This is a genomic window from Bacillus cereus group sp. RP37, from assembly GCF_040459695.1.
Lineage (GTDB): Bacteria > Bacillota > Bacilli > Bacillales > Bacillaceae_G > Bacillus_A.
In genome coordinates, this window is sequence record NZ_JARVHP010000001.1 from 2,918,793 (window position 1) to 2,934,352 (window position 15,560).

The window sequence follows — 15,560 nt, forward strand, 5'->3', positions numbered from 1 at the left end:
GCTTATGTCCAAAATAAAAAGAACACGCAGCTATTGAGTGCTCTAAAAAATATCAATTTAACACATTTTCCTTGTACTGGTTGCATGTAATTCCCCTTACTTTTTATAACTCAGTTCTATCACTTCCGGTATATGCTTACTATCATATTTCCTCGTATAGATTTCTCCATCTGGAGTAACTAATTGTAATACAATCTCACCACAAACTCCATTTAGTATTTCAAATTCGCCTTGTGTATTTGAAATACTACGTTCCTTACTTTCAATTGAATCTTCATAAATTTTCACATTAGATATAGGTTCGTTATTTTGATCTACGATAATACCTCTTGAATACTTACCAACTGCAATACATTGATCATCTTCTTTATAATATTTAGTCACAATGATAGCTCCAATTATTATAACGATACACACAAACAAGAGATTTATTTTGCGTCTCACAACAAACCTCCTTATTTATTTTTTTCTTTTTTAAATTGAAAGGTTATCCGTCCCACTTGTTTGATTTCCTCAATCAATTTACGAATACCTTCTTCAATTTTATCTTCTTTTACATTCGATACGTTTAACTTTAGCAACTTTTCTTTATGAAAATCATTTAAATAATTTTTATCAACTGAATCGATACTAATTTGATTTTCTCTTAAATTTTTTATGATTGTTTCTATAGCTATGTTTTTTTCTATTTCTAAACAAGTGTGTATTCCCAATGTGTTTTTTCTATTATATGCAAATAATGATGGATTTTCATTTTGCACTTTTTTTAATGTTTCCGCTAATTTTATTGATCTATTGTAGTAGGAAGATTTAATTTTGTTTTTATGACGTTCAAACATACCGCTCTTTATATAAATTTCTAAAGCCGCTTGAGAAATCATCGGACTATCAATATCTAATATCTTTTTATATGTATGGAAATCATTTGCGATGGATGGTGGAATGACCGCAACTCCAACCCGTAAACCTGGAAAAATAATCTTAGAGTAACTTTTTAAATATATTACGTGATTACAATTATCCAAGCTATATAACGGATCTGCTTTTGAATCTGTTTCTAAATCTGCTAAATAATCATCTTCCACTATAAATACATTATATTTCTTAGCCAATAACACGATTTTTTCTTTCTCATCTTTAGAATAAGAAGTTCCAAGCGGATGATGATATCTCGGTATCGTATAAAAGAATTTTATTTTACCTGTTCGAAATATACGCTCCAATTCATGCAAGTCAATACCTTCATTCGTACGTTTAATACCGATTACAGGAATTTTATTTATTTCTAGATACTCAATATATAAATGATATGTTGGCTGTTCAATTAATATCGTTTCATTCTCATTTGGAAATGGTATAGAAGTTAGTATCGCTAGCGCTTGTTGTACACCTGACGTTATAAAAATATTTTCTTCTTTCGTGAAGACTTGATAATTTGCTAATTGTTTTTGAATGACCGGAATTAAAGACGGTAAACCTTTCGGCGTTCCGTATACGAACAAGTCATTTTTATACGTATCAATGGCCTTATTAATACAATGCTGAAAATCTAAATATGGGAAAACATCTGGATCTGGTGCTGAGGAAGCAAAATCAATTATCTCGTTATTTTCTATGGTATTCCCAGATTTTTTAACAACGTAGTACCCACTTTGAGGCACAGAATAAATAATATGACGCTTTTCTAATTCATGTAGCGCCCGTATAACCGTTGCCTTATTACACTCATATTGCGTAACTAGTGTCCGAATAGACGGTAGTTTCTTACCTTCTTTTATCTCCCCATTTTGAATCATACTTTCTAAGTCGTTGAAAACATGTAAATACTTATACATCATTACCACCTCATCATTTAATTTGTACCGGTACAGTTTGTATTTGTTCACATTGTAGCATTAGATCAGAAAGTTTACTATGTACGTATACTGGCCAGTAAGAAATCAACTACTATGAGGTGAAATTATGAAAAATACAACAAAAGCATATATATCAGCATTACTCTATTCATTTATTATTGGGTTTTCTTTTTTATTCGTGAAACTAACACTAACCATTACAAGCCCTCTTGATACTCTGGCTCATCGTTTTACAGTTGCTTTCATAGCAGCAAATATTCCGGTTATTTTTGGATTCATAAAGTTAAATATATCATTTAAAAATATACTTTCTCTTTTACCAATTGCGATTTTTTATCCAGCACTTTTTTTTGCTTTTCAAGCTTTTGGATTAGTGTATACAAGTTCATCTGAAGCAGGAATTATACAAGCGGTGATCCCAATATTTACGATGATCTTAGCTTCCTATTTTTTAAAAGAGTATTCGAATACATCACAAAAAATCTCTGTACTCATCTCCGTCATTGGTGTCATTTATATATTTATAATGAATGGTCTAGGGGCTTATGAAACTAGTATCATCGGCGTTATTCTTATTTTGTTATCGGCATTATCATCTGCTTTCTATAATGTATTAGCACGGAAAATGGCAAATAATTTCAAGCTTATGGATTTAACTTATACAATGACAGCGATTGGTTTTATTAGTTTTAATTTAATTGCTATCGTCAGCCATATAAACAAAGGGACATTAACTATATACTTTAAACCATTTATGAACGGAACATTTCTTATTTCCATTTTATATTTAGGTTTGCTATCTTCTTTACTAACCGCATTGTTATTAAACTATTCGTTATCTTATATTGAAGCAGCTAAAATAAGTGTTTTCAGCAACTTATCTACACTTATTACAATTATCGCGGGTATTGTATTCTTACATGAACAAATCGCATACTATCACATCATCGGAACAATTTTGATTGTTCTTGGAGTTGTGGGCACAAACTTCCTAGGAAAAAAAGGGATTGTAGTAAAGAAGAAGAATACTTCCTTAAGTAAATAAAAAGTGAGGGATAAATATTGCAACGTGTAAATACGATTGATATTAATAATGTATTAGAATTAGAAAAAGCTCTTTCTACTTTATTAAATGAAGTGATTTCTTCAAAACTAGAACTTGAAAACTGGTTAAAAAAACAATCTACATTCATTTTGGAAATTGAAGAACAATTAAGATTACACTACATCGCCTTTCAATGTAATACGGATAATAAAGAAATAAAAGATACTTTTGAATATGATCAACAATTTGTGAGACCACTTTTGAAACGTTATCAAAATTCATTTGATAATAAATATTTAGAATCTCCTTTTCGAATGGAACTTGATCCAAAAACGTATAGCTTACTAGATAAAAAAATTAAGAATGCGCAAACATTATTTTGTGAAAAGAACATTGATTTAGAGATAACTGAAGACAAACTAGTAACAGAGTACTTCGAAATTACAGGTGGTTTAACTGCACTATGGGACGGTGAAGAAAAGACAATTACCGAACTACAGTCTTACTTACAAGATCCGAATCGTGATATTCGAAAAAAAGCAAAAACACTCATTTCTGAGACATTCTTATCTGTTGAAGATACATTACAAAATATATTAAATGAATTAATCGCAATCCGTCACCAAAAAGCAAAAAACATTCAATTACATAATTATCGTGATTATATGTTTAAAAAACATGAACGTTTTGATTATACACCTGATGATTGCTATGAGCTGGCTGAATCTATTCGTAAATACGTTGTACCACTTATCGATAAAATATTGAATGAGAAAAAATCTGAACTTCAAGTAGATTTCCTTCGTCTGTGGGATGTAAAAGCAACCGCACCAAATCAAAAAGCATTAAAACCTATCGAAGACGCGAGCGATTTAATCGAAAAAAGTTCTCACGTTTTACACAAACTAGACCCTGAATTTTCAACATTACTGGACCGTATGCATAAAAATAATTGCTTGGATTTAGAAAGTCGTAAAGGAAAAGGACCAGGAGGATTTTGCGAATATTTACCTGCTTCTCAATTATCTTTCATTTTCATGAATCTCAATCATACACATTATGATGTTACTACTTTCCTCCATGAAATGGGCCATAGTATTCATAATGAATGTATGAAGCAGTTAGAACTTCAAAAATATTTGGAAATCCCTTCTGAATCAGCAGAACTCGCTAGCATGACAATGGAATTATTTTCGATGGAATATTGGGATACATTTTATGAGAATAGAGAAGAATTTATAAAAGCAAAATTAGATTTCTTTAAAGATATTGTTAAGTATTTACCACCGATGCTTATCGTTGATCAATTCCAACATTGGATGTATGAAAATCCTAATCATACTGCTAAGGAAAGAAACGAAAAGTATTTAGAATTACATAACACTTACCAATCGAGCGTCGTAAATATTGAAGGGTATGAAGATTGGATTGCAACTGGCTGGTTACCTGTATTACACATATTCGAAATACCGTTCTATTACATCGAATATGCTATCGCACAACTTGGTGCGCTGCAAATGTATAAACAATATAAAGAAAACCCTAAACAAGCAATAGAAAATTATAAAAAAGCATTATCGTTAGGTAGCTCTAAACCTTTAACTGAAGTATATGAAGCTGCTGGAATTCGTTTTGATTTTACAGGAGAAACGATTAAAGAACTAATGTTATTTGTAGAGAGTGAATTAGAGTTACTTGAACAATTGTAAAAAGAAAGCTGTTCCTATATTTTAGGTGCAGCTTTCTTCTTTATTTTATTTATCAGTTCTATGTACTGAGAATCCCCATATCCGATTGTTGGAAATAGCTGAAACAACTTTGTTAATAATTCTTGAGTTGATAAATCTTTATTTTTAGAGATAAATTTCATTAAAGTATTATCTTGTTTTAGCATTTCTAAATATAAGTCTATAGACTGATACATTACTGGTGGTACCTTATGGGAAGCCTTTTTATGGTTTACTAATACTTCATTGTATACCGAAGAATAATTTCCCAATCCAAGTTCAATTTGATTTACTTTAAATTCATCTTCTCTAAAGCTATTTAAGTATACCTTCCCTTCATAAGAGGACTGTTCAAGGTAAGAAAGTATGGTAAGTAGGTTCATTTGACAGAACATATCTTCACCAAACCATAAAACAATGCATTTATACTTTTTTGTAAAAAGATTTTTTAACGGATCTATGACCTTTTTTGTATAACTTTCTACTGAACTGTTATGACCTTCTGCTCTTTTTTTAATAAACTCTTCATCAAAAACTTGTGCAGTAGCCCTATTTACACACATGGCCTCGTTAAATGGGACATAATCAGACTCACCCATTAGTTTCTCCGTTTTAAATTCTTCATACATCATTTGACCATTCAATATGTTAAGTACATCTTTATCAAACAACTCATTATTATTGCTACGTAACTGCTCAACCTCTAATTTTCTAGAAATATTCATTTTTAACTCCTCTTCTATTTTTAGTTTAATAAATGACTGAATAGGCATTTTGTTAAGCTGGAATTCTCTTGGATTCATTCCAAAAACATTCTTAAAAGCTCTACTATAAGCCTCTTGAGAAGAATAATCGTAATCCAATGCAATATCTATTATCTTTCTATCATTCGTCAAATCCCCCGTAGATAAATACAATCTTCTCAAAAGAATATAGCGTCTAATACTAATGCCTGTTACTTGGTGAAATCTAAAAGAACAGTAATACGGAGAATAACCCATATAACGAGATAATTCATTTAATGAAAATTCTTCTTTTAAACTGCTCTCAATCCAATCAATCATCTGCTGTATATGTTCATTCATTTCCTTCACTCCTTATATAAAAGTATAAAAGAGATTCGTTTCTTTCTTTTGATATTTCTTGTGTTTTATAACATGGGCCATTCATTACAAAATGCTTCATTTTAAAGGATATCAAAAATAAAACACGAATGTTGTAAATTAAGATTCTTTTAATTCTCTAGTAAAAAATTAAAGTTTGGAAAGGGCGTTACAATGAACGAGTTAGAAAAAGGAATACTTAGATTACTAAATGAACGATATCCATTAAATTTTATTAACATTAAACCAATAACGAATGAAATGTATCAATGTCTTACAGAACTAGATACATACTTCATTAGAATTACAAACTACAAAACATATGAAGAACAGTTAGAAGAAGTTACATATACGAACTTTTTATATGAAAATGGTTTAGCGGTTCCTCCAATCATACCTTCTCTTAATGGGAATTTAGTAGAAAGGTTAACATTAGACAAGGAGATTCTTGCCGTATTATATAAAGCTGCTCCAGGAATACATTTACCAAGGTGCGAATGGAATTCTAATATATTTAGAAAGCTTGGTAAACAAATTGGAAAACTACATCGTATTTCTAAAAGCTTTGAAAAGATTAAACCAGTAAAACATATAAACGATTGGTATGAAAATGAAGAATATAATTTTCTTAAATATATCCCTAAAGAAGAGACGACTATAAGAGAGATGGCATCTGACGTTTTAACTTCCATAAAGGAACTACAAAAATCCCCTTCAAATTACGGCTTAATACACGGAGATTTATGGTTAGAAAACATTTTAGTTGAAAATAATTCAAACTTAACAATGATAGATTTTCAAGACTGCGAAAAACATTTTTATATATTCGATTTAGCCGTTCCTATTTATAGTGCGATAGAATATTCATTTGCTGGAAATGGGAATATTGTTGACTATGAGTATTCTATTACAAAAGCACTATTTGAAGGGTATCAAGAGGAAAATGAACTACCTAAAGAGATAATAGACAAGTTTCCATTGTTTATAAAATTAAAGGAGCTTTTTGAATATAGTTTAATGCATATGTATTGGAATAAAGAAGAATTAACTGAGGAACAAGTACGGATTATGAACCTTTATAGGATGAAGATTGAAACTAAATATACCTATATCAATATTTAAAAATACAGTTGTTTAACCACAAGGCAACTTTAGTTAAACAACTATATTTATTAATTAGCTACTAGACAAACTTTGTTTTATTACTTATAAATACTGAGTCAATAATCTGTTTAAATACACTTCATTTTGCGGAGATAATTTCTCAGACAATCTAGCTGCAATCATAACAGGAGCCCATTGAAAGATCTCATCTCTTGTTAGATTGGTATTACTGCAATATATTTGCAAATACATTTCTGCTAATTCTATATAAGACTGCGCATACAATAAATATGTACGAAACACATCTGCACGAATATCACCTGAACAAGCATCTACCCAGTCTATAATATTTACATTCTTTTCACTCAAAATTAGATTAAATGGATGGAAATCGCCATGACATAATCTAGGTTCAAATTTGATTGAATGTAACTTATTCAATATACTTTCCTTTTGGTTTTCATCCAATTTATGTACAGATTTAATTTGACGCTCTAACCTTTCCCCCATTGCTTCCGTTTCATCCGTATTCACACGTATAGCATGAATCTTTTTTTGTTGATTAACACAAATATTTATGTAATGTTCTGCCTCATTTAGATTATTAAGCAGGAGATCACCTATACTGTCACCTTTTGCGTATTCCATAATAATTGCCTGTCTATTTTTTATCTTTGTCACTGCAAATACGTTTGGAACTGATAATCCGCATGAATAAGCATATTTTTGTTTTTTTGCTTCATTCATAGACTCTGTATCTGGGAGGTAATCTTTAAATAATTTCACAATCTTATTATCATATAGATAAATGTCTGCTGTATTCCCTTTTGCAATCGGATTACCTAGATTCATTTTGTTTACCTCCATAAAATAAATTTGAATAGCGCCTTTTCCCTTTCTTTACATTCACTGTAAACATAACAAAAACCTTCTTCTCGAAGATACAAAAACTTACCGCTTTCTATCCTTAAATAGAAAGTGGTAAGTTTAGTTCTTTAGGAATATTTGAATGCAACTCTGGTGTATGCGAGACAGTAAATGCATATCCCTGTTGAATAAATGATACTTCATTACCTTTACATTCAAATGGAACACTATTTTCCTTAAAGTTATTTTGGATTCGGTATAAAAAATCTTGATCCGGTGTTCCGAAAGAAACATGTACTTTCGGTTGTAAAGCTTTCATCGCAATTGGAATCCAAGGTCGCTGCCACCATGTCGCGACGATATATGCAGTGCCGCCAACTACAAAGTTGAAAATATCCCCATCCTCCATCGTTCTCATATCTAGATTTGATTTTAACCATTCCGTAAAAACAGGTACACTTTTAACGGGAAGACCGATTTCCCTTACATATAAAATGTTTAAAGGTGACTGCGGTACTAATACATCTTCTTTAACATAACTATGTGTGATAATTTCAAGAAGATTTCCATCACCGTCTTTGAAATATAAATTAAATAAACCGTTCTCCTCACCAATTGTATTTCCATCTTTCCATTTCACAATAAGTAATCCAGACTTTTCAAGCCATCTTGCTGTTTCATGAAATTTTGAATATGGAATTTCAAAAGCAAAGTGCGCAGGTGCAATTGGTTCATACACTTCTTGGAAACTAATTGTTGTATAAGGTGTTACTTCAAATTGAATAAACGATGCTGTTTCTTTTTTTATTGGAAAAGATAATATGTCCCTATAAACTTGTTTTACCCCTTCTATAGAAACCGTTTGTAGTTTTATATCTGAAATATGTGTAATCACGTTACATTCCCCCTCATTTCTTATTATCTATTCGTATTGTATTACATTTATAAATAGATAAAATCAAACGGAAGGATTGATTTTTTATATAAAAACTACAACTTTAGTATGAATATGCTAGCCCCAAAAGTCTTTTTGTTTGATATCTACCATCAATAAGGGTACATTTTTATGTTTTCCTTGCATTCTTTTTTACACAAAAAACTGCCTTTCTATACAAGAAAAGCAGTTTTTACGCTATAATACGTTATAATTTAACAGCAATTATCATAAACCGTTTTGAATTCGTACGAATACCTTTTTCAGAACTATTAGCTTTAATGAACTTTTGCAAAATAATAAAATCCTCTTCCTCTTCTCCAAAATTAGGAATAATAGGCGTATGTTTTAATAAGAAAATAAGATCTTCAGGCGTACTGTAATAATCAATAACATCATATTCACGTACTTGCACGAGTTCAAATCCTACACTAATAAGTTCATTCATATACTTTTCTTTTAATGTGCCATCTCTTTCACCTAAGCATTGTCCTCTTCCAAATGCTTCTTTAAGATTCAATTTATCATGTTCGCAAACTTGTTGCGTTAAGAAAAAAGCACCTTGTTTCATTACTTTTGCTAACTCAGATGCTATAAACGGTGCGTGACAATTAGAAGCAATATCAAAATAGGCATTCTGAAACGTTAACGCTTCAGAATCCATTTGAAGAAACTCGACATTTTGTATACCTGATTTTTTCAAGTTAGAATGTGCCGTTTCAATCATCCCATTAGAATTATCAATTCCAATTAAAAATTTAGCTGAAGGTGCTATGTTAAGCACATTCTCTCCTCCACCTGTACCAACATCAAGTAGAGTGTCTGATGGTTTACATCTTTTTTTCACTTCTCCATAAAAGTCCCATGTATCTCCTACAGTTTCACATTTTACCTTACTAAAATCCCATCCATTTAATCTTCCTACTTTATCATAAAAGTTTTTGTACTCTAATTCGTTCATCTTATTATTTCCCCCTTGTTACTATACATGAAATGTTTAATCATGATGATCCCCGAAATAGACTCATAATTTATATTTTTGTAAATCCCTTTTTATATCTGGTACACATTTTTCAGTCCCGAACAAGTACTTACCTCGAGCAATACACGTTTTCATCTATCCCGCTGCAATTAATACTTTATGTACGATAACATCATTTTATTATAAAATATAGATTATCAAAATAGTAGCTTTCCACACTTTTGTTTACATAATAAATTTATAGTTTATCTCTATTTATATATTCTAAATGTTTCCTTCCCCAACCACACATACTATCCAAAACAAAACTTACCGTTTTTCCATGCTCAGTTAAGCTATACTCCACTTTAGGTGGTATTTCTTGATAAATTTCTCGTTCTATTAGTTGATCTTGCTCTAATTCCCTAAGTTGCTTCGCTAATGTTCCTTGAGATATGTCTGGTATTAATCGCTTTAATTCACCAAATCGTTTTGTTCCATCTGTTAGCAAAATAAATAAAATGAGTGGCTTCCATTTTCCACCGATTATTTGTAATGTTGCTATTACCCCTTTTAACTTCGGTTCTTGTAAATCCATTTTTTTCACCTCTCCTCAGATATCATAAACCATATTTTGCAATTTTTCATATTACTTATCCGCATAAATAGCGATTAGTACGAAATTTGTGACTATGTACATATAAAGTGCGTACTTTTCACTTGCTATCTTTTAGCGAATAATAAAAGCATAACAGTTTTATTTTAAAGTTTTTATTAAGGGAGTGGCTTAAATATGTCTATAACTACATTAAAAGGTAGCCGTATCGTTATCATTGGTGGGAGTTCTGGTATTGGATTTGCAACAGCAAAACAAGCAATCGAACAAGGAGCACATGTTATTATTGCAGGCCGTTCGAAAGAAAAACTAAGGATTGCTCAAGAAATAATAAGTAACAACCATCTTCAAACTTATGTATTGGATAATCAGGATAAAAACCAATTAGAAGATTTTTTCAAAAAGGTTGGAAATTTTGATCATTTGTTCACCCCAGGAGCCTCTTATACCCTTGGACCAATTACTGCTACGGATGATATTGCTGAAAGCAGCTTTATCGGCAAGTTTTGGCCACAATATTATGCCGTAAAATATGCAATTCCTTTTCTTTCAGACTCCGGATCTATCGTATTAATGTCCGGTGCATTTAGTCAAAGACCGCTTAAAGGGGCACCTGCTTATGGAGCTTGTAATGGGGCTATTGAAAGTTTAGGGAAAGCTTTAGCTGTTGAAATAGCTCCTATAAGAGTTAATATTGTTTCCCCTGGAACGATACGGAGGGAAAATGAACAAAACGAAAATAGACTAGCTGCTTATAAAGCTTATAAATCTCTTTCTCTTGTAAAGAGACCTGGTCATATTGATGAAATTGCACATACTGTTCTATATTTAATGCAAAATAGTTTTACTACAGGCAATGTATTGTTTCCTGATGGAGGATACACCTACCATTAAATTATTTAAAACAAAAGCCCCTTATTAAGGTGGCTTTTGTTGCTAATTTAGAAACTGTTGAAGTAATACAGGATCCTTTTTTAAAAGTCCTGCTAAAAACATAAGTTGCGGATAAGGTTGTAAGATTAAGTCTATATCCATTTTTTCTTTCAATATAGCTATTCCACCTTGCTTAATATAATCTTTTAGTGTTATTTCATTACTACAAATTAGCCTAATATCACTTAAAGAAAGTAATAGAAGTCCATTCGTTTCAGAAGATGGATTTGGCTTATTTTCTGAATGCGCTATATACATAATAGATAAAGTTTCATCTGGACTATCAATAATTAATATTGGATTGATTTCATTTGCTACCTTTATTTTCTTTGATTGCGCATTCCAGTTCTCTTTATAATATGTACTTGGTGAACTCAAAATAGTAATATCGATAGTAGCTTCTTCTTTCACTTCTCTTTTAGCAGTTTCTACTGCTGTTTCATCGGATTCTTTATGTCCGCCGAGCCTTACTACACCTAATGTATCTCCTTTACTCGTTGGTCCAACTTGAAAAACAAATAAATTCTTATACACTACATATGCACCAGATGTTCGTACATTCTTATCTATATGTATCAATATTTCCCCTCCTAAATTAACCATCTTACAAACTAGTTTACTATAATTTTATTATGTTTTAAAATTCTCTTCAATCCAACACACAGCATCAAGTAAATTTTCCGCTATATAATCAGGCGCCGTTTCTATCCACAAATTTCTATACTTTGTTAATGAACTTTCACCCCATCCTGTTCGTACTAAAATCTTTTTCATATTCGCCCTTTCAGCCGCAATCATATCTGTACTCCCAGTATCTCCAATAAGAAAACAATCTTTTAAGCACAAATCATGTTCTTCCGTTGCTTTTAAAAGTAAACCTATATTCGGTTTTTGGCAGTCGCAACTACTATTATGTGGACAATAGTACATCCCGTCTATATATACATCCTCATCTTTTAATATCTGTTGCATCTTTTGAAATCCTTTAAGCAGTTCTTTTTCGGTAAAATATCCCCGTCCAATTTTAGTTTGATTTGTATATAAAAACACCTTTAATCCTAATTTATTTAACCAAAGAAAAAAGGCATATACATAATGCCTTTTTTCTTTATCCTTATTTAATTGGATAACAAACTTCTGTAACCCACTTACTAGGATCCGCTTCCATCGCTGGGCTCACATGATAAATATTAAACATCGGGCCTGCTAATTCGTAACCTTCCGTTTCAATCCATTTTGCTGCAGCCCCATTTACAGCTGTCATCTGTTCATAACTTCCATTAACCGTTATAGAAGCTACATTAGTTGATTCAACATTTTTAAATGTAACGTCTTTTGTATTTTTATACTTACCTAGAATACTTAGCTGTATTTCTACATCTACATCATTTTCTTTGTATTCACGATCATGGAAAACCGCAATACTATAACTCGGATGGGCAATACTAATACTTTTCATTTGTATTTCTTGCATTAACATACCCCATAAGTCCCCTTCAGCATTATAAGATGGAATTACCTTTCTAACACTAGCTACATTTCTTTCTGGAATTTCCTTTATTGAAACATGATAGTTCATCTCAACAACATCCTCTCTCATCGTTTTCATTGAGTTTTCGAGGAGACGTAATTGTTTTTGTAGGTTATCCATTTCTTCTTTAATTTGAGCACTACGATATAAAAATTGTTCCTTAATACCATCTATATTATCGCATTCTATTATTTCTTTAATGGTAGCGATATTAAATCCCATAGCTTTTAACGTTTGAATTTGATTTATTTTCTTTAATTGGGCTGCTGAATAGTATCTGTACCCACTCTGCTCATCAACTTTTACTGGCTGCAATAATTCTACTTTATCGTAGTGTCTCAACATACGTATACTAATGGACGATAGTTTTGAAAAATCCCCTATTTTAAACATGTTTTCCTCCTAAAAATTACATCCACTTCGAAGCTCAACTTCATCTTAAACAATGACATTGTGTGAGAGTCAACTGTTTATAACACTTAAATTATATTTCTTTAATTCTTTCCCCTTATACTTACTTCCTTCTTAAGGCTATAAAAATTGAAGTTAGTCCGTTCACAGCAAATAAAGTTACAATAATACTTGTAAATAAAGCTACGTCTGGCGCAAATATTTTAATCGTACGCCAAGGTGAACTTGTACTATAAGTAAGTAGTGGGATGAACATAATAGATAATAGTAGGGATAGACTCCCTGTAAATAACCAAATTAGCTTTTTTACAGTTTTCATATGTTTATACTTTTTAATTAACATAAGTGATATTATGAAAAGTATCAGTGTAACTATCAACAAAACAATTTGTGTTAATGGTATGTTTTGAGGAATATCAACCGGTTCTTCTCCATTCAAAATACTAATAATCCCCTTTTTCAATACTGATAGTACGGTTTCTTCTAATACATGATTTTTATTCGTTAGAATTACACCACCCCAGCCACTTTTATTTAAAGTAAATATTTCTGCACGAGCATCGGGCGTTGATCCTGAATGCCAAATCATCTTTTCACTTTCATTTATATTTGTTGTCCTTAATCCAAAACCATAACTTTTTTCTGGATTTATCTTATAAAGTGGTGATAGATAAAGATCCATGTTTTCTTTCCTTAATAATTGTGCATCCCCTGGATGATTCAAAAACATAATATATTGAATCATATCTTCTAAATTTGCAGTAATATAGCCATACGGTGCTCCGGCATTATCATAGGAGACTACACTTTTTCTTGGAAAACCAAACCAAGACTGATAACCTGTTAAATAACCTTTTTCATATGCAGTTTCTTTACTTGCTGCCGCGCCATTCATATTTAATGGCTGAAAAATATACTTTTCCATATATGATGAATATGTTTCATTTGTGACTTCCTCAATAAGTGTACCTAACACAATATAATTCGTATTACTATATTGATATTTTTCACCTGGTGGAGCAGTTACTTTTACATTTGAAAGCTTCATTACATTTTCTTTTAATGCTCTAGAACTTTTGGATTGCTTATCTGATAATGCTAAGCCCTCATATGTACTTATTCCGCTTGTATGAGTTAGTAGATGTTGGATTGTTATAGTTGAGGATATTTGAGAATCTTTTAGTTTAAACCAGGGGAGATATCGTTGAACTGGATCCTCTAATTTTATTTTTTTATCTTCTATTAATTTCACTATAGCTAAAGCTGTTAAAGATTTACTTATTGAGCCGATTGCAAATGGCGTTTTACTAGTTACCTTTTTTTCAGATTCTCCAGTAATCCCCATCGTTTTTGTGAAGAATACATCTTTATTATGTACAATTGCAACTGAAGCTCCCGGAATATTCTGCTCCTTTATAAACTTTTCAATATACTTATCTAATGTAACTTTAATATTTTGCTGAGCGTAAACTTTGGGAAGTGTGATACATAATACTATCAATACATTACAAAGAATACAAATTAGAGACAGTTTATAGATCGTATTCTTCATTATACTTTAGATACTTTCTTTTTTTATAACTTACTAAGCTAATAAATACCACTACAGAGAGCGTCAAACTAATCATTATTAATAATACGTTCCACCATTGATTCTCTGATATACGATATAAAATATTATAATTAAATGTATTTTTACTATTAGTTGGATTAAATGATTCAGTTAAAAATATTGTAAATATAGTTTGCGAGACGAGGTAAGTAATAATTGCGATGAATATGCCACGTAAGATAAGTGTGTTAGATTTTCCTTTTTCATTTTGAAGTTGTTTCATTTTAACTTGCAAATCAATTTCATTTATTTCTAAAAAATCTTGAACAAATAATTGAGGTGTACCTAAATCATCTATACTATCTTCACCATGTTCACGACATTCTTGAATATGTTCTACTATTTGTCGCTTAATATTTTCCCTCTCTTCTAAACTAATATCGTATTGCTTTAATTCCTTAAGTACGTCTGTTAAAAATTGCTTTTCTTTACCTATCAATTTATTCCTCATTTCAGAAGGTCTCCTTTCAAACCGCTTTTTAATAATGTTTGAATATCTGATTGCAATTCTAACCACTCATTAATTTTCTTCTCAAGACGTATTTTCCCATTTTCATTAATTTCATAATAAATCCTAACTTTACCACTGTCTGTTACTTCTTGATAAGTATTAACCCACTCTTGATTTTTCAACTTAGTTAGAATTGGATAAATACTTCCTACTCCTTTCAACTTTAAATTGTGTACTTCTAGCTCTTTCATAATCTCATAACCATAACTTTTCTTTTTCGACAAAATAGATAATACACACATTTCTAAATGACCTTTAATTAAACTCGTTCTATCCATAGGATAAATTTAACAGAAATATATACTTCATTCAAGTATATATTTCTGTTAAATTTAAAAAATCAGACAAT

17 protein-coding genes are annotated in these 15,560 nt (G+C 31.0%); 4 read left to right on the forward strand and 13 right to left on the reverse strand.

Translation table 11 applies throughout. The annotated features are described in order from the left end of the window. Positions 1-96 precede the first annotated feature (96 nt). Both QCI44_RS15635 and QCI44_RS15640 read right to left on the reverse strand, forming a co-directional pair. Positions 97-444, reverse strand: coding sequence for a hypothetical protein (locus QCI44_RS15635; protein WP_016134561.1), 348 nt, complete (start codon positions 442-444; stop codon positions 97-99). Between the two features lie 11 nt (positions 445-455). Next, positions 456-1,835, reverse strand: a complete 1,380-nt coding sequence (locus QCI44_RS15640) for an aminotransferase-like domain-containing protein (protein WP_088083765.1) — start codon at positions 1,833-1,835, stop codon at positions 456-458. Positions 1,836-1,962: 127 nt separating this feature from the next. Here QCI44_RS15640 and QCI44_RS15645 point away from each other — a divergent pair, with 127 nt between their 5' ends. Continuing rightward, positions 1,963-2,901: a DMT family transporter gene (locus QCI44_RS15645; protein ID WP_016087756.1), complete on the forward strand. Its 939-nt coding sequence runs from the start codon at positions 1,963-1,965 to the stop codon at positions 2,899-2,901. Between the two features lie 17 nt (positions 2,902-2,918). After that, on the forward strand, positions 2,919-4,610 hold the full coding sequence (locus QCI44_RS15650; RefSeq protein ID WP_088083764.1) for a M3 family oligoendopeptidase: 1,692 nt from the start codon (positions 2,919-2,921) through the stop codon (positions 4,608-4,610). A gap of 14 nt (positions 4,611-4,624) precedes the next feature. On the opposite strand, the gene QCI44_RS15655 is transcribed toward QCI44_RS15650, so the two are convergent. Next, the gene (locus tag QCI44_RS15655) at positions 4,625-5,713 is read right to left on the reverse strand and encodes a helix-turn-helix domain-containing protein (RefSeq protein ID WP_116363443.1); all 1,089 of its coding nucleotides are present in this window, start codon (positions 5,711-5,713) and stop codon (positions 4,625-4,627) included. Positions 5,714-5,905: 192 nt separating this feature from the next. Here QCI44_RS15655 and QCI44_RS15660 point away from each other — a divergent pair, with 192 nt between their 5' ends. After that, positions 5,906-6,853 (forward strand): phosphotransferase enzyme family protein, encoded by a 948-nt coding sequence (locus tag QCI44_RS15660; protein ID WP_353811306.1) that lies wholly within the window; start codon positions 5,906-5,908, stop codon positions 6,851-6,853. Positions 6,854-6,937: 84 nt separating this feature from the next. On the opposite strand, the gene QCI44_RS15665 is transcribed toward QCI44_RS15660, so the two are convergent. From QCI44_RS15665 to QCI44_RS15680, 4 genes are all read right to left on the reverse strand, one after another. Then, complete coding sequence (locus QCI44_RS15665; RefSeq protein WP_016134556.1) at positions 6,938-7,687, reverse strand: aminoglycoside phosphotransferase family protein; 750 nt, start codon at positions 7,685-7,687, stop codon at positions 6,938-6,940. Positions 7,688-7,802: 115 nt separating this feature from the next. Then, positions 7,803-8,597 (reverse strand): VOC family protein, encoded by a 795-nt coding sequence (locus QCI44_RS15670; protein WP_016134555.1) that lies wholly within the window; start codon positions 8,595-8,597, stop codon positions 7,803-7,805. 247 nt (positions 8,598-8,844) lie between these two features. After that, entirely contained in the window at positions 8,845-9,597 is a 753-nt protein-coding gene (locus tag QCI44_RS15675; RefSeq protein WP_016134554.1) for a class I SAM-dependent methyltransferase, read from the reverse strand. A gap of 259 nt (positions 9,598-9,856) precedes the next feature. Next, entirely contained in the window at positions 9,857-10,195 is a 339-nt protein-coding gene (locus QCI44_RS15680) for a winged helix-turn-helix transcriptional regulator (protein WP_088083762.1), read from the reverse strand. Between the two features lie 195 nt (positions 10,196-10,390). Here QCI44_RS15680 and QCI44_RS15685 point away from each other — a divergent pair, with 195 nt between their 5' ends. After that, positions 10,391-11,107: an SDR family oxidoreductase gene (locus QCI44_RS15685; protein WP_353811307.1), complete on the forward strand. Its 717-nt coding sequence runs from the start codon at positions 10,391-10,393 to the stop codon at positions 11,105-11,107. Between the two features lie 42 nt (positions 11,108-11,149). On the opposite strand, the gene QCI44_RS15690 is transcribed toward QCI44_RS15685, so the two are convergent. From QCI44_RS15690 to QCI44_RS15715, 6 genes are all read right to left on the reverse strand, one after another. Continuing rightward, positions 11,150-11,725: an NUDIX hydrolase gene (locus QCI44_RS15690; protein ID WP_016134551.1), complete on the reverse strand. Its 576-nt coding sequence runs from the start codon at positions 11,723-11,725 to the stop codon at positions 11,150-11,152. 51 nt (positions 11,726-11,776) lie between these two features. Further along, positions 11,777-12,304, reverse strand: a complete 528-nt coding sequence (locus tag QCI44_RS15695; protein ID WP_353811532.1) for a D-glycero-alpha-D-manno-heptose-1,7-bisphosphate 7-phosphatase — start codon at positions 12,302-12,304, stop codon at positions 11,777-11,779. Then, the gene (locus QCI44_RS15700; RefSeq protein WP_098486533.1) at positions 12,261-13,070 is read right to left on the reverse strand and encodes a MerR family transcriptional regulator; all 810 of its coding nucleotides are present in this window, start codon (positions 13,068-13,070) and stop codon (positions 12,261-12,263) included. Before QCI44_RS15700 ends, QCI44_RS15695 begins: the two co-directional genes overlap by 44 nt. 121 nt (positions 13,071-13,191) lie before the next feature. Beyond that, positions 13,192-14,640, reverse strand: a complete 1,449-nt coding sequence (locus tag QCI44_RS15705; protein ID WP_353811308.1) for a serine hydrolase domain-containing protein — start codon at positions 14,638-14,640, stop codon at positions 13,192-13,194. Then, complete coding sequence (locus QCI44_RS15710) at positions 14,621-15,151, reverse strand: DUF1129 domain-containing protein (protein ID WP_016087773.1); 531 nt, start codon at positions 15,149-15,151, stop codon at positions 14,621-14,623. The genes QCI44_RS15705 and QCI44_RS15710 overlap by 20 nt, the downstream gene beginning before the upstream one ends. After that, positions 15,148-15,489: a PadR family transcriptional regulator gene (locus QCI44_RS15715; protein WP_016087774.1), complete on the reverse strand. Its 342-nt coding sequence runs from the start codon at positions 15,487-15,489 to the stop codon at positions 15,148-15,150. The genes QCI44_RS15710 and QCI44_RS15715 overlap by 4 nt, the downstream gene beginning before the upstream one ends. Between the last annotated feature and the right edge of the window lie 71 nt (positions 15,490-15,560).

Excerpts from the sequence above, each read along its gene's own strand:
- QCI44_RS15640 (WP_088083765.1), bottom strand. The coding sequence starts at position 1,835 with ATGTATAAGTATTTACATGTTTTCAACGACTTAGAAAGTATGATTCAA.
- QCI44_RS15645 (WP_016087756.1), top strand. The coding sequence starts at position 1,963 with ATGAAAAATACAACAAAAGCATATATATCAGCATTACTCTATTCATTT.
- QCI44_RS15655 (WP_116363443.1), bottom strand. The coding sequence starts at position 5,713 with ATGAATGAACATATACAGCAGATGATTGATTGGATTGAGAGCAGTTTA.
- QCI44_RS15660 (WP_353811306.1), top strand. The coding sequence starts at position 5,906 with ATGAACGAGTTAGAAAAAGGAATACTTAGATTACTAAATGAACGATAT.
- QCI44_RS15665 (WP_016134556.1), bottom strand. The coding sequence starts at position 7,687 with ATGAATCTAGGTAATCCGATTGCAAAAGGGAATACAGCAGACATTTAT.
- QCI44_RS15675 (WP_016134554.1), bottom strand. The coding sequence starts at position 9,597 with ATGAACGAATTAGAGTACAAAAACTTTTATGATAAAGTAGGAAGATTA.
- QCI44_RS15680 (WP_088083762.1), bottom strand. The coding sequence starts at position 10,195 with ATGGATTTACAAGAACCGAAGTTAAAAGGGGTAATAGCAACATTACAA.
- QCI44_RS15685 (WP_353811307.1), top strand. The coding sequence starts at position 10,391 with ATGTCTATAACTACATTAAAAGGTAGCCGTATCGTTATCATTGGTGGG.
- QCI44_RS15700 (WP_098486533.1), bottom strand. The coding sequence starts at position 13,070 with ATGTTTAAAATAGGGGATTTTTCAAAACTATCGTCCATTAGTATACGT.
- QCI44_RS15705 (WP_353811308.1), bottom strand. The coding sequence starts at position 14,640 with ATGAAGAATACGATCTATAAACTGTCTCTAATTTGTATTCTTTGTAAT.
- QCI44_RS15710 (WP_016087773.1), bottom strand. The coding sequence starts at position 15,151 with ATGAGGAATAAATTGATAGGTAAAGAAAAGCAATTTTTAACAGACGTA.
- QCI44_RS15715 (WP_016087774.1), bottom strand. The coding sequence starts at position 15,489 with ATGGATAGAACGAGTTTAATTAAAGGTCATTTAGAAATGTGTGTATTA.